The sequence below is a fragment of the Ralstonia sp. 25mfcol4.1 genome (assembly GCF_900104095.1).
Classification (GTDB): Bacteria; Pseudomonadota; Gammaproteobacteria; order Burkholderiales; family Burkholderiaceae; genus Cupriavidus.
On the sequence record NZ_FNJO01000007.1, the window covers coordinates 120,830 to 140,322 of the forward strand.

Sequence of the window (19,493 nt, forward strand, 5' to 3'; positions counted from 1 at the left end):
CGGGCGCATTCATCGGGCGCGTTCATCGAGCAGGCCCTGCGTGCGTGCCACGTTGATGGCTTCGATCTTCGAATGCACGTCCAGCTTGACGTAGATGCGGCGTACGTAGGTCAGCAGGGTATGGCGCGACACGCCAAGGCGCTGGGCGATTTCGTCGTGAGAGAAGCCGCGCGTGATATCGGTCAGCACCTGAAATTCGCGCGGCGACAACGTTGACGTAGCGGCGACCGGGGCCGCGGGCGGCGATCCGGTGGGGGCGGCAGACGCTGGTGCGCGCATGCGCAGCAGCACCTGCCGGGCGATCAGGGGACTCATCGGGCTGCCCCCCTGATGGAGCGAGCGAAGCTCGCGCACGATGTCCGCGGCGCTGCTGTCCTTGAGAAGGTAGCCGGTGGCACCTGCGGCGATCGAACGCATGACGTGGGACTCGTCGCCAAATACGGTGGCCACCATGATTTCGCAGCAGGGCCATGCGGCGCGGGCGGCGTGGATGGCATCGACGCCCGAGCCGTCCGGCAGGCCCAGGTCGATCACCAGGATATCGGCGGGTGTCGCGCAGCGCAGCATCGACAGCCCGGCGGACAGCGTGGCGGCTGCACCGGCCGCGCGCATGTCCGGCGCGCTTGCGAGCGCCTGCGTGAACGCGGTGCTGAAACGTGGATCGTCCTCGATCAGGGCGACGCGAATGGTCTGGGCGGGCTGGACAGGCGGAGGCGGGCGAGTGTTCGTCATGATGCGTTGGGTTGCGAAGTCGACAAGGCTGCGCACGACACTGGCAGCGGCTCGTGCAACCGCGAACGTCCCCCACGCAAGAGGGGAAGCGGCCTCATGTCACTTGTTCGGGGGACATACACGCCGCGAGGGTAACGCTACGATGCGTCCGAATTGTTGCACGCGTTGCCCGGATGCGAAACCACGGCGCAAAACGTGCATGCACCAAAACAACAGACGGGGAAGAGGGGCAGCATGAAGATTGCGACGACGCAACGGGCATTGGTTGCACTGGCGGGTGCATGGATCGTCAGCCTGGCTTTGGCCGGGTGCGGCGGGGGCGATGGGGGAAGCAGCGCGGCCGGAAGCAATGCCGGCAATGCCGGCAATGGATCGACGGGATCCGGCGGCGGGGGCACGGGCGGGACTGGCAGCAACGGCGGTACGGGCGGCACCGGAGATGGCGGCGGATCGGTGACGCCCGCTGCTGTCACCTACCTGGGCGTCATCAGTTTTGGGGACACGATCGCCATTACGCTCGATGCCCCGGCGGCTGGCAAGCTCAAGATCCGCTTTGCGGATTCCGCTTTCGGCCTGAGCGGCACGCTAATTGGCGACTATACGAACAATGGCGGTGTCTACACCGTTGCCAATCTCGCCGCAGACGGCGCCGATCCGCCGCCGGCTTTCGTGTCGGCGTTGCTCGGATCGATCACGGCGACGTTCACGGTGTCGGGCACGACCTTGACCGGCGAGATTGCCGGGTTGCCCAAACAGCTGGGCGGGGGCAAGCTGTCGGGGCATATCAGCGCCAGCAGCGTATCGGCGGGTTCCACGCCGGCCAGCCTGGCCGGCACGTACAGCCTGATCACCACGCAATCCACGTACTACGCGACAAGCGGCAACCTGCAGGGGCAGAACGGTATCGGCAGCCAGATGCGGGTGAACGCCGATGGGTCGGTTCGCATGTGCCAGGCCGACTACAGCGACACCTGTGTCAACGGGCTGCCCGGCAGTCTGACGCTGGCAGACCAGACCCGCTACCCCGGCGCGTACGAGCTGACGCTGGGCGGCCAGTTCCAGGGGCGCCTGTTCACGCTGCAGACCAACGGCGGCATACAGACGCTCTACCTGGACATGATTTACCCGAACAACATGGGCAACCCGATCACCGGTACCGCGATCTTCCGCCCCGTGCAGACGCTGACCGCCGCGCAGGTGGCAGGGCGCTGGACGTGCTCGCAGCCGGCAGTGTCATATCTGCGGCCCGCAGGGCTTGGCTTGCCTGTCTACCTGGATGGCGCGATGCAGTCCAACGTGTTCACGATTTCCGCCGATGGCGAAGTCACGGACATGGCCACCCATACCGCGACCCCGCTCCATACGAATGTCGCCAGGAACTCGGTAGGCGGAATCGCGCAGTTGACAGCCATCAACGGCATCATGTCCACCGAATGGACGGTGCCAGTGGGTACCGTCGGCACACGCTCGCAGGTATTTCTGCCACTCGACGCCACCACGATGGCCTATTTCGCCGAGATCCAGGTGCCGATCGTCGACACGAACGTGACGGTAGCAGCGCTGGTCCAGGGCAAGTGCAGCAAGTCCGGTTGACGCCGAAGCACGACATGAGCGATGCCTGAACGCCCCGGCGCGGCGATGCCCGGGGCGTCTTGCCAGGAGGGCCCAGGCTGGCCGAGGACTGTTTCCGGGCGGCGGTGACGGCCGGCGTGAAGTGAAACTGGCCCAGCCGGGTGAAGCCGTCGGGTGCCAGGCCAGGCAGGCGGCCAGCCAGAAGAAACGCCCCGGGGCATCTCTGCCGCGGGGCGTTTCGTTGGGTGCTTCCCCGTCTTGCAGGCTGCCGGGCAGCCCGCATGACGGCTGGTCGGATCAGGCGCTTAGCCCTTGACCGCTTCCAGTGCGGCGTTCAGCGTCTTGCTCGGGCGCATGATGGCTTCGAGCTTGGCTTCGTCCGGCTTGTAGTAGCCGCCGATGTCCACCGGCTTGCCCTGTACGTCGCCCAGTTCGCCGATGATGGTCTTCTCGTTTTCCGTCAGCGTCTTGGCCAGCGGTGCGAACGTCTTCGCCAGGTCGGCGTCTTCCGTTTGCGCGGCCAGTTCCTGAGCCCAGTACATGGCCAGGTAGAACTGGCTGCCGCGGTTGTCGAGCTGGCCGGTCTTCGGCGACGGGCTCTTGGCGTTGTCCAGCAGCTTGCCGGTTGCAGCGTCCAGCGTCTTGGCCAGCACCTTCGCGCGGTTGTTGCCCGACTTGATGCCGAGTTCTTCCAGCGATACGGCCAGGGCCAGGAATTCGCCGAGCGAATCCCAGCGCAGATGGTTTTCTTCCACCAGCTGCTGCACGTGCTTCGGTGCCGAACCGCCCGCGCCCGTTTCGTACATGCCGCCACCGGCCATCAGCGGCACGATCGACAGCATCTTGGCGCTGGTGCCCAGTTCCATGATCGGGAACAGGTCGGTCAGGTAGTCGCGCAGGATGTTGCCGGTAACCGAGATGGTGTCCAGGCCGCGGATCACGCGTTCCAGCGTGTAACGCATGGCGCGCACCTGCGACATGATCTGGATGTCCAGGCCCTTGGTGTCGTAATCCTTCAGGTAGGTCTCCACCTTCTTGATCAGCTCGGCCTCGTGCGGACGGTACGGGTCCAGCCAGAACACGGCCGGCATGCCCGAGTTGCGGGCGCGCGTGACGGCCAGCTTCACCCAGTCGCGGATCGGCGCGTCCTTGACCTGGCACATGCGCCAGATGTCGCCCTGCTCGACCTGCTGCGTCAGCGCCGTCAGCACTTCGCCGGTGGCGTTGTCGACGATGCGGGCTTCGCCGTCTTCGGGAATCTCGAACGTCTTGTCGTGCGAACCGTACTCTTCAGCCTTCTGCGCCATCAGGCCGACGTTCGGCACCGTGCCCATGGTCACCGGGTCGAATGCGCCGTTGGTCTTGCAGAAGTTGATGATTTCCTGATAGATGCGGGCGAACGTCGATTCAGGGATCAGGCACTTGGTGTCCTTGGTGCGGCCGTCGGCGCCCCACATCTTGCCGCCGATACGGATCATGGCGGGCATCGACGCGTCGACGATCACGTCGTTCGGCGCGTGCAGGTTCGAGATGCCCTTGGCCGAATCCACCATCGCCAGTTCCGGACGATGTTCGTGGCAGGCGTGCATGTCGCGGATGACTTCTTCCTTCTTCGACTCGGGCAGCGCCTCGATCTTGGTGTACAGGTCCACCAGGCCGTTGTTGACGTTCACGCCCAGTTCGTCGAACAGCTTCTGGTGCTTGGCGAAGGCGTCCTTGTAGAAGACCTTGACGGCGTGGCCGAACACGATCGGGTGCGACACCTTCATCATGGTCGCCTTGACGTGCAGGCTCAGCATGACGCCGGTCTTGCGCGCGTCTTCCATCTGGTCTTCGTAGAAGGCCAGCAGGGCCTTCTTGCTCATGAACATGCTGTCGATGACCTCGCCGTCCTGCAGCGCGACCTTCGGCTTCAGGACCACGGTCTTGCCGCTCTTGGTCACCAGTTCCATGCGGACTTCGCGTGCGCGGTCGAGCGTGATCGACTTTTCGCCGTGGTAGAAGTCGCCATGCTTCATGTGGGCCACGTGCGTGCGCGAGGCCATGCTCCACTCACCCATGCTGTGCGGGTGCTTGCGCGCGTAATTCTTGACGGCGGCCGGGGCGCGGCGATCCGAATTGCCTTCGCGCAGCACCGGGTTCACGGCGCTGCCCAGGCACTTCGAGTAGCGTTTCTGGATGGCCTTCTCTTCGTCGGTCTTCGGATCTTCCGGGAAGTCGGGAATCTTGTAGCCCTTGGACTGCAGTTCCTTGATCGCGCTGACCAGCTGGAACACCGAGGCGCTGATGTTCGGCAGCTTGATGATGTTGGTGTCCGGGTCTTGCGTCAGACGGCCCAGTTCGGCCAGGTTGTCCGGCACGCGCTGTTCTTCGGTCAGGTATTCGGGGAATTCGCCCAGGATACGGCCAGCCACCGAGATGTCGCTGGTTACCACGTTAACGCCGGCCGGGCCGGTGAACGTGCGGATGATAGGCAGGAAGGCACTGGTGGCCAGCAGCGGAGCTTCGTCGGTTAGGGTGTAGATGATGGTGGGCTGCTGGTTACTCATCGCTTATCTCGCATCAAATTCGGGTTGGGAAATGCCACGCCCGGGTCGCGGTGCGGGGCAAGATTTGAATTTTGCCTGATTTTGCATGGCGGAGGTACGCTCCTTCATGTGAAATTTGTGTGCTGTATGCAGTGGCATTCAACGTTGCTTTGCGTATCTTTCCGGCTTCAGCAAGCAATTGCATGCAAGTTCATTAATTTAGGTCGGAATCCGGAACCTGCAAAATTCTCGATTCTTATGTCTTATAGAAGAGTTCGAGTAAGGTGCTCGGGTATTCGAACGCGTTGTGTGATCGTTAAGCAACTTATTGCGATAGTGGTCACGTGTGAAAGGTCCCGCCGCCGTGAGCCATCCGGGGCGCGTCGCCGCCCCGCTCGAAGTCGGCAATGATCTGCGCGCCGAACAGCAGCAGCGTGGCGGCGATCTCCAGGCTGAGCAGCACCACGATGGCTGTGGTCAGCGATCCATAGACCTTGCCAACCTGGGAAAGTGTCGAAAAGTACCAGACCAGCACATGGCGCGAGATTTCCCAGAGGACGGCTGCAAAGACCGCGCCGACCAGCGCATGCCGCACCGATAGCCGGCCGACCGGCATCACCAGGTAGATCGACGTCAGCAGCAGGATCTCGCCCAGGAAACCCAGCCCATACAGCAGCCAGCCGGACAGGCGGCCCAGCGACCAGTCGTGACCCAGTACCTCCAGATGCCGTTCGCCGATGGTCTGCAGGCCGCCCGCCACGATGGTCACGATCAGCAGGCCTACGCTGAGCACGAGGATGTAGCAGTAGGGCAGGATCGCGGACACCAGGAAATGGCGTCGCCGGATGGCCACGCGATGGATGAAGATCACCGACATCGCGTTCTCCAGCACCGTGAATGCCAGCGAACTGAAGAAAACCATGGTGATTGCCAGCACCCAGCCGATAACGCCACGATTGTTGAGAAACCGGGCCAGTTCCGTGACCAGCGCGTGCGATTGCCCCGGCAACAGCCATTCGAGATAGCGCTCCACGGTTTCCAGCAGTTCGACGGGGTCCACCAGTTGCGACAGCCCGATCAGCATCAGGATCAGCAGCGGCACGATGGACAGGAGCGCGTAGTAGGCCACGGCGCCGGCCAGCAGCAGGCCCTGGTTGGCGCGAAAGTGGACCAGTGCATCGAGCAGGAAACGGCAGGGGTGCCGAAGCACCAGGCGGATGCGGGCGTCGAGGAGTTGCATGGCGGCACACCGGGACGGGGTGCCCTCAATGTGGCCGAGGGCAGCGCACAAGGCAAGGGGATGTTGTCTGACATGGCCCGCCAGCGTGGCGGCGGCCGTTCAGTGGCCTCCGTACGGAAACCGGGTTTGCGCGGCCATTCTCGACAGGTGATCGCGCAGGTGTGCCAGTTCGGCCGAAAGCTGCAGCGTCAGGAAGGCATGGGAGCTGTGCCCGATCGACGGGTCGTCGGGGTGCGGGGACGGCAGCGAGGCGTGCTGGTGCACCATCGTCTCGTCGGCGGCTTCCAGCGCGGACGCCATTTCCAGCAGCAGGTCGCGGATATTGCGCTCGCCGCGGGTTTCCTCGGTGGCGTCGGGGTCGATGGCGGCCAGCATCTCCAGGGCGCTGATGCAGACCCGGGCGCTGTGCTGAACCTCTTCCAGATCGGCTGTCGGCACTTTGGTTTCCTTTGACACCGATGGAATCAGGCTGCGCATTTGCACCAGGAGGCCCGACAGCTTCATCATGTCCTGCTGCCGCTCCTTCTCGTCGCGCTCGCCGCGCTCGATCTTCGCGTGCACCGCAGCGCAGGCACGCAGCAGACTGGCCAGCTTGAACCGCCAGGAATATGACGCATACGCCGGAAATGCGAACGAGAAGACCAGCGCGATGGCGGTGCCGATCAGGACGTCCACGGTGCGCCACAGCGCGTCATAAACGTCCTGGTTGCCGTGGCCTGCGGTGATGACCACGGTCACCGCTGCAAGCAGGGCGATGTATCCGCCTTTGCCTACGGCGTGGTACGCGCAGTAGCCGCAGATGACGGCCATCAGGCCCCATGTCAGTGTGGGGATGCCGAAGTAGGTTTCCTGGATGATCAGAAATAGCCCGATCAGCGCGCCGATCAGCGTGCCGGCACCACGTTCGGCCGCCCGGCGGCGGATATTGCCATGGTGCTGCAGCCCGCCGATGACCACCAGGACGGTAATGGTGGCCCATTCGCCGTGGGGGATGTCGATGCCGGTGGTGAGCGCAATCGACACCAGCAGGGCCAGCGCCACGCGCGTGGCGTGGAAGATGCGGGCCTGCCGGAATCGTCGGTCGGGGTCTAGCAGCGCGCTGGTTGTTTTTCGCAGTGCCTCGAACATGGCGGCGATCACCGTGCGGAGATCTGAACGCTTCGAGTGTATAGAGCGGGGCCCATGTTCCGCAATGTTTACATTCTGCGGCTGGGCGGGCCGGGCAAGCCCCGGCGTCGGGCGATCGAGATCCACGGCGGTGTCAGCCAGCCGTGGCAATCAGGACGGGTCTTTGGCGCGGGTACGCGACACCGCCATCATGATGCCGATGCCGAGCACGATCACGCAGGCGATGCCGATGTAGACGTGCGCGACGCCGGCCACGGACAGCCCCCAGGCGATGCCGCCTACCAGCACCACGAGGCCGATTACATAGAGCAGGAATGACATGGCTGTACCTCCGGAGGTTGTTTTGGTTGCCGGACGTCACTCCGCTGCGCCGGGCAGGCAACAGCGGGTGGCTCAATGTCAATGTAGGGAGGATGCCTGCCGTTTGCGATCAGGCAATGGCCGAGCCTGACGTAGGCAGGCTCTGACGCGCCGAGGGCGCGAGATGACGCTTCAGCCTGCCGCCAGGCTCACGCCGCTGGCGGCCGCCTGGGCCTTCCCATCGCGGCCGTACATCTCGTTCGGTCCCATGCCGCCCTGGCGCAGCACCTGAATGGCTTCCTGCGTGAATTCCAGATGGGCATTGACGATGGCGCCATTCAGGTCGTTGGCGTCGTTGGCCTTGTGGGCGAAGAACACCACCTTGCGCCATGCCTCGGTGACAGCCGGTTCGACTTCGCGGCCCACCAGCAGGCCGCCGTCGCCGACGCGCAGGCCAAGCGCGATCATCTGCGCCTCGCGGGAGGCCGAGGCGCGGGTCAGCGCCTGAGCCAGTTCCATCTTCTTGTTGAGCAGTTCGCTCAGTGCCTGGAAATCCTGCCGCTTGATGGCGTCGCGCTCTTCAGAGAGGGCGCGCCCGAAAGCGGCGATGGCGTTGGCTTCAACCGAAAGGGACTGGATCAGCGCAGCTTGGCTCATGTCAGGTTCAGGATTGGCTACCGCCCTGGCTCAGCTCATGCAAAGAGGCGAGCAGGCCATCGGCGATCTTGCTTGGATCGATCTTGATCCGGCCTTCCGCAATGGCCTGACGGACTTCCGCAACCTTGGCAGCGTCGATGTCGCTATCGCTGTCCTGCATCAGGCGCGTACCGATGTCGCGCACCTGTGCGGCCAGCGGGCTGACGCGCACGCCGGTCAGGGCGGAGGGGTCCGTAGACGTGGCACCGTTGGCGCCCGCACGGGCGTTGCCTTCGGTAGCCGCAGTGTCGGCGGGCCGGGACGGAGTGGAGTTGTTGATCTTCACGGTGAAATCCTTGCTGGGTTCCTCTGGGTTATCGACCTGACCACCGGAAACTTTAGGCTGTTCGCCGGAGGGCTCGCGGGTATTCGGGTCGATCCCGGAGCAGTTGGCCCGCATTCTCGCACGGTCCGCCTGCGCCGGTTGAAACGGCTGTCTGCTTCCTGCTGTTTCGGGGATCCCAGCCCGTGTGATGACTAACTTCCCGTTACTGCGAAACGCCAAAAAAAGTGACTTATTGGCTGCTTGAAGCTTACTGCTGCAGCACGACCGTGTCGCCGCTGCGGACTACGCCGCTGACCACCTGGCCATTGCGCAGACGCACCTGCACCGGGTTGCCCGTGGCAGCGTCGGTCAGCACCTTGCCTTCGCTCGACAACTGGAACGAATCCCCCATCACGGTCACGTTGACGGTCTGTCCGGACTTCACGGCGATCGGCTTCCTGATCAGGTCGGTGCGCATCGGCGAGCCGGCCGCGATGCGGTTGGCCACGACCGACCCTTCCAGTTGCGACGGATCCGTCACCACCGCACGCGGGAGCGCGCCGAGGTCGCCCTGGCGCAATTCGAGGTCCGCCACGGTAACGGTTTCCCCCGGGCCCATGGCGCGCGCGGCCACGTAGTAGTCAGTCAGCACTGACACTCGGGCCTGCATATAGCGCGTCCAGGGACGTTCGCCGCCGCAGCGCAGCCCCACGTTGACGCGGCCATACGGCGCGGCACCGGCGGGCAGGAACGGTTCGGGGTCCACGCATTCGGGCGCGCGGCCGCCCGAGGGCGGCACCACCTGCACGCTGACCTTGCCCGGCAGCCCGATGGACTGGCGCAGCAGGAACTGTTCGACGGCAACCCGCGCGGGATCGTCGTTGGCAAAAGGATTGCGGGCGGCCTGCGCCTGGGCGGCGCCCGGCGGCGCGACCGGCGTGACCGGCGTGACCGGCGTGACCTGCGCGGCGGCCAGTACCGGACCCGCCAGCGCCATGCCGGTCAGTGCCATCAGCGCGGCGGCCTGTCGATGGAAATTCATAGGGCATCCCAGCAAGGATGGAGACGGCAGCGATTGCCGGGGCGTCTGGCGGCGTGCCGCGTATACCCGTCAGGCGTGCGATGCCGTCGCACAACAGTTGAACATCTGTAAACGTCGCGCGCCGCGTGCCCACCGTGAATGGAGCCGTGCCGCGCGCTGACCGGAGCGCCTTGCGCGGCGCCGCCTGGCACCGCGATGCGGCGCCCGGCCATGCCAGTCAGTGGGACCCATTGTAGGCAGGCTCGCGCGAGAAGCCGAACCGGAAATGCACAGGTTTCTCGTCCCTATTCAGACGATTGGCGTGACAACCCGGCCCCTAAGATGGCAACCCTGAAGAAGCCCGACCGGCGGTGTCCAGCAGGTATACCCAGGTCTACGGCGGCTCTCTCCCCGAAATGAAGCCATTGCAGGAAAGGCAGACATCATGGACAGACTCGATGCGGCGTTCCGCTTCCAGCAGGAAGCACTGAGCCTGCGGACCCAGCGGCAAGGGGTAATTGCCTCCAACATCGCCCACGCGGATACGCCGGGCTACAAGGCACGCGATTTCGACTTCGCCAGCACGCTGGCCCAGTCGGTGGAGCGCGGCAACCAGCAGCGCGACGGCGTGTCGCTGTCGACCACGTCCGCGCGTCATCTGCCCGCCCAGGCGCCGGCCATGAGCACGAGCGACCGCGACCTGCAGTACCGCATTCCGCTGCAGTCGAGCATCGACGGCAACACCGTGGAAATGGACACCGAGCGCGTGGCGTTTGCCGACAACACGGTGCACTACGAAGCGGGCCTGACGGTGATGAGCTCGAAGATCAAGACGATGCTGTCCGCGATCCAGCAGTAAGGAAAGAGACACCATGGCTTCCATGAACATTTTCGACGTGGCCGGCTCGGCCATGGCCGCGCAGTCGCAGCGCATGAACGTCACGGCGTCGAACCTGGCCAACGCCGACAGCGCCGTGGCGCCGAACGGCCAGCCCTATCGCGCCAAGCAGGTCATCTTCGAGATGGCACCCACGCCCGGGCAGTCCGACGTGGGCGGTGTGCAGGTGGCCGGCGTAATGGAGGATTCCGCGCCCGCGCGGATGATCCACAACCCCACGCATCCGCTGGCCGACGCCAACGGCTACGTGACGATGCCCAACGTGAACCCGGTGGAAGAGATGGTCAACATGATCTCGGCGTCGCGTTCTTACCAGGCCAACGTGGAGGTGCTCAACACCGCCAAGAACATGATGCTCAAGACGCTGACCATCGGTCAGTAACGGCAGCAAGTCCCGATCGAAATCTCTTCCGGAATCAACCGCACAACCATGGCAACTTCCTCCGTAGGCAACAGCACCTCCAACTCGGGTGTGAACCAGGCCCTGCAAAGCGGCAGCGCCAGCGCCGCCGACCTGCAAAGCAACTTCCTGAAGATGCTGGTCACGCAGATGAACAACCAGGATCCGCTCAATCCGATGGACAACGCGCAGCTGACGTCGCAACTGGCGCAGATCAGCACCGTGAGCGGCCTGCAGACCATGAACGAAACCATGACGCAGCTGCTGACGCAGACCGCCGCCAGCCGCGCCATGGATTCCGCCAGCCTGATCGGCAAGACCGTGATGGTGCCGGGCTCCACCGTGAGCGTGGCCGACGGTGCCGTCGGCAAGATCGGCGTGGACATTCCGTCGACGGCCGATGCCGTCACCGTGCAGGTGCTGGACAAGAACGGCAACGTGGTGCGCAACATCGACATGAAGGGCCAGACCGCCGGCGTGCACGACATCGCCTGGGACGGCAAGAACGACCAGGGCAACGCCGTGGAAAACGGCGACTACACCTTCAAGGTGGCCGCCACCGCCAACGGCAAGGACGTGGCGCCGATCGCGCTGGTCTACGGCAAGGTACAGGCCATCAGCGGCGACAGCTCGGGCGTGCTGGTGGAACTGGGCGACGGCAAGAAAGCCAACGTGGACGACGTGCGCCGCATTTCCTGATAACGAATCACCCGGTCCGGGCATACGCGCGGGCATTTCACGAACGACAGCCTACTTAGGGGAAACATCATGGGTTTTGGTCAAGGGGTAAGCGGCCTCAACGCCGCGGCGTCCAACCTGGACGTGATCGGTAACAACATCGCCAACGCGAACACCGTTGGTTTCAAGCAATCGACCGCGCAGTTCGCGGACGTGTACGCAGGTTCGAAGATCGGCCTGGGCACGCGTGTGAACGCCGTCGTGCAGTCGTTCACCAACGGCAACATCTCGACGTCGGGCCGTAACCTCGACGTGGCCATCAGCAACGGCAACGGCTTCTTCCGCCTGACGAACACCGACGGCTCGGTGTTCTACTCGCGTAACGGCCAGCTGAACCGCCTGGACGACGGCCGCCTGGTGAACGCCACCGGCCTGCAGGTGACGGGCTACCCGGCAGGCACCACCGCCGGCGGCGTGGCACCGCAACCGATCGTCATCAGCAACGCGCAGATGAATCCGCAGCCGACGACCAAGATCGAAGCCCAGTTCCAGCTCGATTCGCGCAGCGCGCTGCCGACCAACCCGGCGTTTACCTCGAGTGCGGGCAACCCGCCGACCTCGGCGATGTTCAACTACAGCACGTCGATCACGGTGTACGACTCGCTGGGCAACAAGCAGCAGTTGACGGCGTATTTCGCCAAGACCAACACCACGCCTGCCGCCCCTAACACCCAGGGCACGATCTGGAACATGTACCTGACGTTGCCGGACGGCACGCCCGTGGGCAACCCCACGCCTGCGGCGCCCGCGGCCATTCCCGTCGAATTCGACAACAACGGCAAGATGGTCACGCCGGCCGCGCTGGCGACGGTTGCCTTGCCGCCCAAGAACGGCGCTGCCGCGATGTCGGCCACGCTGGACCTGACCGGCTCCACGCAGTTCGGTTCGGACAACGACCCGAAGAAGATCGTCCAGGACGGTTATGCATCGGGCGCGCTGCTGGGCTTCTCGGTGCAGGAAGACGGCACGATCCTGGGCTCGTACTCGAACGAGAAGACCCAGTCGCTGGGCCAGATCGCCATGGCATCGTTCGGCAACGTCGAAGGCCTGAAGCCGGAAGGCGACAACGTGTGGTCCGCCACCGGCGCGTCGGGCCAGGAACTGCTGGGTACGGCAGGCGGTGCGATGGGTACGTTGAAGTCGAACGCCGTGGAAGAGTCGAACGTCGACCTTTCCGGCCAGCTCGTGAACCTGATCGTGGCGCAGCGCAACTACCAGGCCAACGCACAGACCATCAAGGCGCAGGACACCGTCCTGCAGACCCTGGTGAACATCTGATCGACGCCTAGCCAGACGCACTCGCCATGGACCGCATGCTTTACACCGCCCTGTCGGGCGCCAAGCAGATACTCGACCAGCAGGCCGCGGTATCGAACAACCTGGCCAACGCCTCGACGCCCGCCTTCAAGGCGCAGGTGAACCTGTACCGGGCCGTCCCGGTGCAGGGCCAGGAAATGCAGACGCGGGCGTTCACGCTTGCGTCCACGCCCGGCGCCGACATGAAGGCCGGCCCGCTGACCTACACCGGCCGCGATCTCGACGTGGCGCTGCAGGGCAACGGCTGGCTGGCGGTGCAGATGCCTGACGGTTCCGAGGCCTACACCCGCGCCGGTTCGCTGCAGGTGTCGGCCGACGGCCAGCTCCAGACGTCGGCCGGCCGGCCCGTGCTGGGCGACGGCGGCCCGATCGCCGTGCCGCCCGGCTCGACGGTGTCGATCGGTACCGATGGCAGCATCGTGGCGCGCGGCCCGGGCGAGGCCGCCAACGGCCTGGCCCAGGTGGGCAAGCTGCGCGTGGTGACGCCGCCGCCCGAAGGGCTGGCGCGTGGCGACGACGGCTACTTCCGCCTGCGTCCCGGCGTGGACGCGCTGCAGCAGGACCCCAACGTGCGCGTGATTTCCGGCGCGATCGAAGGCAGCAACGTCAACCCGGTCGAGGCCATGGTGGACATGATCGCCAACGCGCGCCGCTTCGAGATGCAGATGAAGATGATCTCGAGCACCGATACGAACGACCAGCGGGCCAATTCGCTGCTGTCGAACAACTGATGACGCGCGCGGCACCCGTCGCGCGCACAACGAACTCTCGAACCAGGAAAACTCCATGATTCGCTCTCTCTGGATCGCCAAGACCGGCCTCGATGCGCAGCAGACGCAGATGGACGTGATCTCGAACAACCTGGCCAACGTGTCGACCACGGGCTTCAAGCGCAGCCGCGCGGTGTTCGAGGAACTGATGTACCAGACGATCCGCCAGCCGGGCGCGCTGTCGTCGGACCAGACCGTGCTGCCGTCGGGCATGCAGCTGGGTACCGGCGTGCGCCCTGTGGCCACGGAACGCATCCACACGCAAGGCAACCCGACGCAGACGGGCAATTCGCGCGACGTGGCCATCATCGGCCAGGGGTTCTTCCAGGTGACGATGCCGGACGGCACCACCTCGTACACGCGTGACGGTTCGTTCCAGGTGGATCCGAACGGCCAGCTGGTGACGTCCAGCGGCTTCGTGCTGAACCCGGCCATCACGCTGCCGGCCAACTACACGTCGGTGAACATCGCACGCGACGGCACGGTGACCGTGATGCAGCCGGGCTCGACCAACGCCGCTACGGTGGGTCAGATCCAGGTCGCCACGTTCCCGAACCCGGCCGGCCTCGAAAGCCTGGGCGAAAACCTGTACGTGCAGACCGATGCCTCGGGCGCGCCCAACACGTCGGTGCCTGGCCTGAACGGCGCCGGCACGCTGCAGAACAACTACGTCGAAGCTTCGAACGTGAACGTGGTGGAAGAGCTGGTCAGCATGATCCAGACCCAGCGCGCTTACGAAATCAACAGCAAGGCGGTGCAGACCTCGGACCAGATGCTGCAGCGTCTGAGCCAGATGGGCTAAGAATGGGAATGATCATGGCCGCCACGCAGTATCGCATCAGCACAATCGTCGTTCGTGTCATCGTCGGCCTGGCCGCGCTGGCAAGCGGCGGCTGCGCGATGATGCCCAGGGAGCCGCTTGTGCAGATGCCCACCACCGCGCGCGCCGAGCCGCGCGCGATGGCCCCTGCCACGGGCTCGATCTACGCATCCTCGTACGCGGGAAATCCGCTGTTCGAGGATCGGCGGCCGCGTAACGTTGGCGACATTCTCACGATCGTGATCAGCGAGAACGTCAACGCGAGCAAGAACTCTGCCACCAACGCCAACCGCACCGGCAGCACCGCGCTGGCGTTCAATGCGGTACCGCGCGCCCTGAGCGGGCTGTTCAGCACGAGCCAGAACGCCGACATCAACGGCGCCAACTCGCTGAAGGCCGGGGGCGGCGCCAGCGCCGCCAACACCTTCAACGGCACGATTACCGTGACGGTGATCGAGGTGCTGCCCAACAGCAACCTGGTGGTGTCCGGCGAGAAGCAGATGGCGATCAACCAGGGCGCGGAGTTCATTCGTTTCTCGGGCGTGGTCAATCCGCGCACGATCACCGGCGACAACGCAGTACCGTCCACCCAGGTGGCGGATGCGCGCATCGAATACACCGCGAAGGGGTATATCGACGAGGCGCAGAACATGGGCTGGCTGCAGCGTTTCTTCCTCAATGTCTTACCGTACTGATCCCGCCATGTTTCTGCCTCCGATGCCTTTCCACAAGCCAGGCTCGTATTTTGGCAACCCGCCCGGCCGTCTTTCCCGCTCAGGTCGCGCGGTATCTTTTGCCTGCCTGCTGCTCCTGCTCGTGCTGGGTCTGGGCGCAGGCGCCGCGCATGCGGAACGCCTGAAGAACCTGGCGACGTTCCAGGGCGTGCGCGACAACCCGCTGGTGGGCTATGGCCTGGTCGTGGGTCTGGACAATACCGGTGACCAGACCATGCAGACGCCGTTCACCACGCAGAGCTTGAGCAACATGCTGTCGCAGCTGGGCATTACGCTGCCCGCCGGCAAGAACATGCAGCTCAAAAACGTGGCCGCCGTGATGGTCACCGCCACGTTGCCGGCCTATGCCCAGCCGGGCAGCCAGATGGACGTGGTGGTGTCGTCGATGGGTAACGCCAAGAGCCTGCGCGGCGGCACGCTGCTGATGACGCCGCTCAAGGGCGCCGACGGCCAGGTCTACGCCATCGCCCAGGGCAACATGCTGGTGGGCGGCGCGGGCGCGTCGGCCAACGGCAGCAAGGTGCAGATCAACCAGCTGGCCGTGGGCCGTATCGCCAACGGCGCGATTGTGGAACGTGCCGTGGCGTCGTTCCAGCCCGAAAACGGCTTCACGAACCTGGAGCTGAAAGACACCGACTTCGGCACGGCCGAACGCGTGGTCGAGGCGATCAACCGCAATATGGGCCCGGGCACCGCCGCCGCGATGGACGGCCGCGTGGTGCAGGTTCGCATGCCGCAGACGCCGACCGCACGCGTGGGCTTCATGGCACGTATCGAGAACATCGACGTGACGCCGGCCAAGGCCGCCGCCAAGGTCATCCTGAACGCCCGGACCGGCTCGATCGTGATGAACCAGGCGGTCACCGTGGAAGACTGCGCGATTGCGCACGGCAACCTGTCGGTGGTCATCAATACGCAGCCGGTGATCAGCCAGCCGGCACCGTTCAGTCAGGGCCAGACCGTGGTGGCGCCGGTGTCGCAGATCGACCTCAAGCGTGACGGCGGTTCGCTGCAGATCGTCAAGGCGGGCGCTTCTCTGGCTGCCGTGGTCAAGGGGCTGAACGCGCTGGGCGCCACGCCGGCCGACCTGCAGACCATCCTGGAGGCCATGCGCTCCGCCGGCGCGTTGCGCGCCGAACTGGAGATCATCTGATGTCGGCGGGTACCACGCTTGGCGGCCAGGCCGATATCTCGCAGCGATTCGCCCTGGATACGCAGGGGTTCGAGTCGCTCAAGAACCAGGCTCGCGCCGGCAACAATTCGACGACGCTGCAGGCCGCTGCCAAACAGTTCGAGGCGGTGTTCACGCAGATGGTGCTCAAGAGCATGCGCGACGCCACGCCGTCCGATGGCCTTTTCGACAACGAGCAGACCAAGCTCTACATGTCGATGATGGACCAGCAGATGTCGCAGCAGTTGTCGTCGCGCGGCATCGGCCTGGCCGATGTCATGATTCGCCAGCTGGCGCGCGCCACGGGCACGCAACTGCCCGCAGGCATGAACGGCGCCGGCGGGATCACGGGCGCGAGCTTGCGCGACGCGCAAATGGCGCAGATGCTCGACAGCCGCGGCGCCACCGACGCCGACGGACCGCCGCCCATCGGCACCACGCTGCCGGGCGCGGCATGGAACCCGACCGCCGGCGTGCGCCAGTACCAGAACCAGGCCGACTGGCAAGGCAATGGCCAGAACCAGCTTGGCCAGTTGCCGGACGACTCCCCGGAGCACATCAGCAACTTCGTCAATCGCATGGCCGAGCCGGCCATGGCGGCGTCGCGCGCCTCGGGCGTGCCGGCCAAGCTGATCGTGGGCCAGGCCGCGCTGGAGTCGGGCTGGGGCCGCCGGGAAATCCGCAATCCCGATGGTTCGAGCACCTTCAACGTGTTCGGCATCAAGGCAGGCGCCAACTGGAAGGGACCGACCACCGAGATCCTGACCACCGAATATGTGGACGGCCAGCCGCAAAAGGTGCGCGCGAAGTTCCGCGCCTACGGTTCGTACGAGGAAGCCTGCAACGACTACGCGAAGCTGATCAGCAACAACCCGCGCTATGCGGGCGTGGTGACCGCCTCGAACGCCGAGGAAGCCGCCCATGGCCTGCAGCGCGCGGGTTACGCCACCGATCCGGCCTACGGCGAGAAGCTCGTGCGGATCATGAAGAAAGTCTCGACCTGACGGCGCCGGCGGTGATGACTGCAGCATACGTCGCCGCCCCGTTCCCCATCCAGCGTGACCGTTTAGCGGTCGCGCTGTTTGCGCTTCTGCACTGCATTCTCATGAGAGTGATTGCTCACAAATGCCGTGTATTTCAAAGCATTGCGCCGCTAAAGTCGCGCGGCATTTCCGCCGATAACCAACACATCCACCGCCGTCGGCCGTTCGCCGCTGGCTAGCCATTCGATCCGGAGTCAGACAAACATGTCTCTGTTTAATATCGGTCTGTCGGGCCTGAACGTCGCCCAGAACGGGCTTACCACGGTCGGCCACAATTTCAGCAACGCGGCCACCGCGGGCTATACGCGCCAGAACACGATCATCGCGTCGGCCGGCGGCCAGGCCACTGGTTCGGGCTTCTACGGCATGGGCTCGAACACGGTCACCGTGCAGCGCGTGTACGACAGCTTCCTGACCGGCCAGTTGCGTGGTGCCACGTCGTCCAGCTACGACCTGTCGACGTACTCGGATCAGATCCGCCAGATCGACAACCTGCTGGCAGACGAGAAGGGCGGCCTGGCGCCGCTGATGCAGAAGTTCTTCGCGGCCGTGCAGGCCGTGTCGGACACGCCCTCGGACCCGGCCACGCGCCAGGGCCTGATCTCGTCGGCGCAGGCACTGGCCGGCCAGATCAAGTCGTCGAGCGATTACTTCAAGCAGCTGCAGGACGGCATCAACACCCAGCTGCAGTCGTCGGTCACGCAGGTCAACGACTACACCAAGCAGATCGCCAGCCTGAACAAGGAAATCACGCGCATGACCGCCTCCGCCGGCGGCCAGCCCCCTAACGACCTGCTTGACCAGCGCGACCAGGCCGTAGCAAAGCTGACCGAACTGGTGGGCGCCAAGGTGGTGGTGCAGGACGGCGGCACGTACAACGTGTTCGTGGGCAATGGCCAGCCGCTGGTGATGGGCAGCGATTCGTACGACATCAAGGCCGTGGCTTCGGCAGCCGATCCCAGCCGCACGGTCATCGCCTACACGATTCCGGGCACGTCGAATTCGATCGAGGCCGAACCCGGCGCGATCAGCGGCGGCTCCATCGGCGGCCTGATGCGCTTCCGCAGCGAGACGCTGGATACGGCGCAAAGCGCCATCGGCCGCATCTCGCTGGCCATCGGGCAGACGTTCAATGCCCAGCACAAGCTCGGTATCGACCTGAACGGCGCCATCGGCACCGACATGTTTGCCATGGGTTCGCCGGTGGTCTACGCGAACGACAACAACACGTCCAACTCGGTGGTCACCGCGACGATCACCAACGCCGGTAATCTGACCACCAGCGACTACACGCTGAGTTTCGTGGGCGGCCAGTACTCGCTGACGCGCAAGACCGACAATGTGGTCGTGCAGAGCTTCCCGGGGCCGGCGCTGCCGACCTTCACGGCGGACGGCATGAACATCACGCTGAGCGCGCCGATGAATCCGAACGACTCGTTCGAGATCCAGCCAACGCGCAACGTTGCGTCGAGCTTCAACTCGCTGATCACCGATCCGGCCAAGATCGCCGCGGCATCGCCGGCACGCGTGGACGCCAACACGCAGAACACCGGCACGGTCAAGGCGTCGCTGTCCAACGTGACGCCGGGCTACTCGCTGCTGACCAACCCGGTCAAGGTCACGTACACCGCTGGCGCCTACGTGATCGTGGATTCCGTCACCGGCAATCCGCTGGCCCCTGCGCCTGTTGTGACCACGACGGCCACGGGTACGGATATCACGATCAACAACATGACGTTCAGCCTGAACGGCACGCCGAAGAATGGCGACCAGTTCACGCTGTCGAACAACACGGGCGCGGTGGCCGACAACGGCAACATGCTCAAGCTGGCCAAGCTGCAGACCGCCAAGACCATCAACGGCACGTCGAGCTTCAATGACGCGTATGCCCAGCTGGTCAACGACGTGGGCAGCAAGGCCAAGTCGACCGACATCGCGTCGGCATCGCAGGACAGCATCACGGACCAGATCTACACGGCCCAGCAGTCGGTGTCGGGCGTGAACATGGACGAGGAAACCGTGAACCTGCTGAAGTTCCAGCAGCTGTACCAGGCCAACGCCAAGGTCATTCAGGCGGCCAGCACGATCTTCGACACGCTGGTCAGCATCGGCTGATCGCG

At 64.8% G+C, this 19,493-nt stretch carries 19 protein-coding genes; 11 read left to right on the forward strand and 8 right to left on the reverse strand.

Annotated elements, in window-relative coordinates; genetic code table 11:
- Window positions 1-9: 9 nt before the first annotated feature.
- Window positions 10-732, reverse strand: a complete 723-nt coding sequence (locus tag BLQ58_RS14290) for a response regulator (RefSeq protein WP_092598941.1) — start codon at window positions 730-732, stop codon at window positions 10-12.
- A 234-nt stretch (window positions 733-966) separates the two neighbouring features.
- On the opposite strand from BLQ58_RS14290, the gene BLQ58_RS14295 reads away from it, so the two are divergent.
- Window positions 967-2,325: a hypothetical protein gene (locus tag BLQ58_RS14295; protein ID WP_092598944.1), complete on the forward strand. Its 1,359-nt coding sequence runs from the start codon at window positions 967-969 to the stop codon at window positions 2,323-2,325.
- Window positions 2,326-2,609: 284 nt separating this feature from the next.
- Here the strand turns inward: BLQ58_RS14295 and BLQ58_RS14300 are convergent, their stop codons facing one another.
- From BLQ58_RS14300 to flgA, 7 genes are all read right to left on the reverse strand, one after another.
- Window positions 2,610-4,853: an NADP-dependent isocitrate dehydrogenase gene (locus tag BLQ58_RS14300; protein ID WP_092598947.1), complete on the reverse strand. Its 2,244-nt coding sequence runs from the start codon at window positions 4,851-4,853 to the stop codon at window positions 2,610-2,612.
- 319 nt (window positions 4,854-5,172) lie between these two features.
- Window positions 5,173-6,072 carry a YihY/virulence factor BrkB family protein gene (locus BLQ58_RS14305; RefSeq protein WP_092598950.1) on the reverse strand — a complete coding sequence of 300 codons (900 nt, stop codon included), beginning with the start codon at window positions 6,070-6,072 and terminating at the stop codon, window positions 5,173-5,175.
- A 99-nt stretch (window positions 6,073-6,171) separates the two neighbouring features.
- On the reverse strand, window positions 6,172-7,200 hold the full coding sequence (locus BLQ58_RS14310) for an FUSC family protein (protein WP_092599488.1): 1,029 nt from the start codon (window positions 7,198-7,200) through the stop codon (window positions 6,172-6,174).
- Window positions 7,201-7,350: 150 nt separating this feature from the next.
- Window positions 7,351-7,521 (reverse strand): hypothetical protein, encoded by a 171-nt coding sequence (locus BLQ58_RS29160; protein WP_175459908.1) that lies wholly within the window; start codon window positions 7,519-7,521, stop codon window positions 7,351-7,353.
- 171 nt (window positions 7,522-7,692) lie between these two features.
- On the reverse strand, window positions 7,693-8,157 hold the full coding sequence (locus tag BLQ58_RS14315) for a flagellar protein FlgN (RefSeq protein ID WP_092598953.1): 465 nt from the start codon (window positions 8,155-8,157) through the stop codon (window positions 7,693-7,695).
- A gap of 7 nt (window positions 8,158-8,164) precedes the next feature.
- Window positions 8,165-8,482, reverse strand: a complete 318-nt coding sequence (gene flgM / locus BLQ58_RS14320) for a flagellar biosynthesis anti-sigma factor FlgM (RefSeq protein ID WP_175459923.1) — start codon at window positions 8,480-8,482, stop codon at window positions 8,165-8,167.
- 247 nt (window positions 8,483-8,729) lie between these two features.
- Window positions 8,730-9,503, reverse strand: a complete 774-nt coding sequence (flgA, locus tag BLQ58_RS14325) for a flagellar basal body P-ring formation chaperone FlgA (protein ID WP_092598959.1) — start codon at window positions 9,501-9,503, stop codon at window positions 8,730-8,732.
- A 421-nt stretch (window positions 9,504-9,924) separates the two neighbouring features.
- On the opposite strand from flgA, the gene flgB reads away from it, so the two are divergent.
- The 10 genes from flgB (at window position 9,925) to flgK (ending at window position 19,488) form a co-directional block, all read left to right on the forward strand.
- Entirely contained in the window at window positions 9,925-10,341 is a 417-nt protein-coding gene (flgB, locus tag BLQ58_RS14330; RefSeq protein ID WP_066742590.1) for a flagellar basal body rod protein FlgB, read from the forward strand.
- Between the two features lie 13 nt (window positions 10,342-10,354).
- Window positions 10,355-10,762, forward strand: coding sequence for a flagellar basal body rod protein FlgC (flgC, locus tag BLQ58_RS14335; RefSeq protein ID WP_092598962.1), 408 nt, complete (start codon window positions 10,355-10,357; stop codon window positions 10,760-10,762).
- 48 nt (window positions 10,763-10,810) lie between these two features.
- The gene (locus BLQ58_RS14340) at window positions 10,811-11,479 is read left to right on the forward strand and encodes a flagellar hook assembly protein FlgD (protein ID WP_092598965.1); all 669 of its coding nucleotides are present in this window, start codon (window positions 10,811-10,813) and stop codon (window positions 11,477-11,479) included.
- 69 nt (window positions 11,480-11,548) lie between these two features.
- Window positions 11,549-12,796 carry a flagellar hook protein FlgE gene (flgE, locus tag BLQ58_RS14345; protein ID WP_092598968.1) on the forward strand — a complete coding sequence of 416 codons (1,248 nt, stop codon included), beginning with the start codon at window positions 11,549-11,551 and terminating at the stop codon, window positions 12,794-12,796.
- Window positions 12,797-12,822: 26 nt separating this feature from the next.
- Window positions 12,823-13,566 carry a flagellar basal-body rod protein FlgF gene (flgF, locus tag BLQ58_RS14350; protein WP_092598971.1) on the forward strand — a complete coding sequence of 248 codons (744 nt, stop codon included), beginning with the start codon at window positions 12,823-12,825 and terminating at the stop codon, window positions 13,564-13,566.
- Window positions 13,567-13,621: 55 nt separating this feature from the next.
- Window positions 13,622-14,407: a flagellar basal-body rod protein FlgG gene (gene flgG, locus BLQ58_RS14355; RefSeq protein WP_092598974.1), complete on the forward strand. Its 786-nt coding sequence runs from the start codon at window positions 13,622-13,624 to the stop codon at window positions 14,405-14,407.
- A gap of 8 nt (window positions 14,408-14,415) precedes the next feature.
- Window positions 14,416-15,120, forward strand: coding sequence for a flagellar basal body L-ring protein FlgH (gene flgH, locus BLQ58_RS14360; RefSeq protein ID WP_092598977.1), 705 nt, complete (start codon window positions 14,416-14,418; stop codon window positions 15,118-15,120).
- 7 nt (window positions 15,121-15,127) lie between these two features.
- On the forward strand, window positions 15,128-16,312 hold the full coding sequence (locus BLQ58_RS14365) for a flagellar basal body P-ring protein FlgI (protein ID WP_092598980.1): 1,185 nt from the start codon (window positions 15,128-15,130) through the stop codon (window positions 16,310-16,312).
- Window positions 16,312-17,334 (forward strand): flagellar assembly peptidoglycan hydrolase FlgJ, encoded by a 1,023-nt coding sequence (flgJ, locus tag BLQ58_RS14370; protein WP_092598983.1) that lies wholly within the window; start codon window positions 16,312-16,314, stop codon window positions 17,332-17,334. Before BLQ58_RS14365 ends, flgJ begins: the two co-directional genes overlap by 1 nt.
- A gap of 243 nt (window positions 17,335-17,577) precedes the next feature.
- Window positions 17,578-19,488 carry a flagellar hook-associated protein FlgK gene (flgK, locus tag BLQ58_RS14375; RefSeq protein ID WP_092598986.1) on the forward strand — a complete coding sequence of 637 codons (1,911 nt, stop codon included), beginning with the start codon at window positions 17,578-17,580 and terminating at the stop codon, window positions 19,486-19,488.
- The last annotated feature ends 5 nt before the right edge of the window (window positions 19,489-19,493 follow it).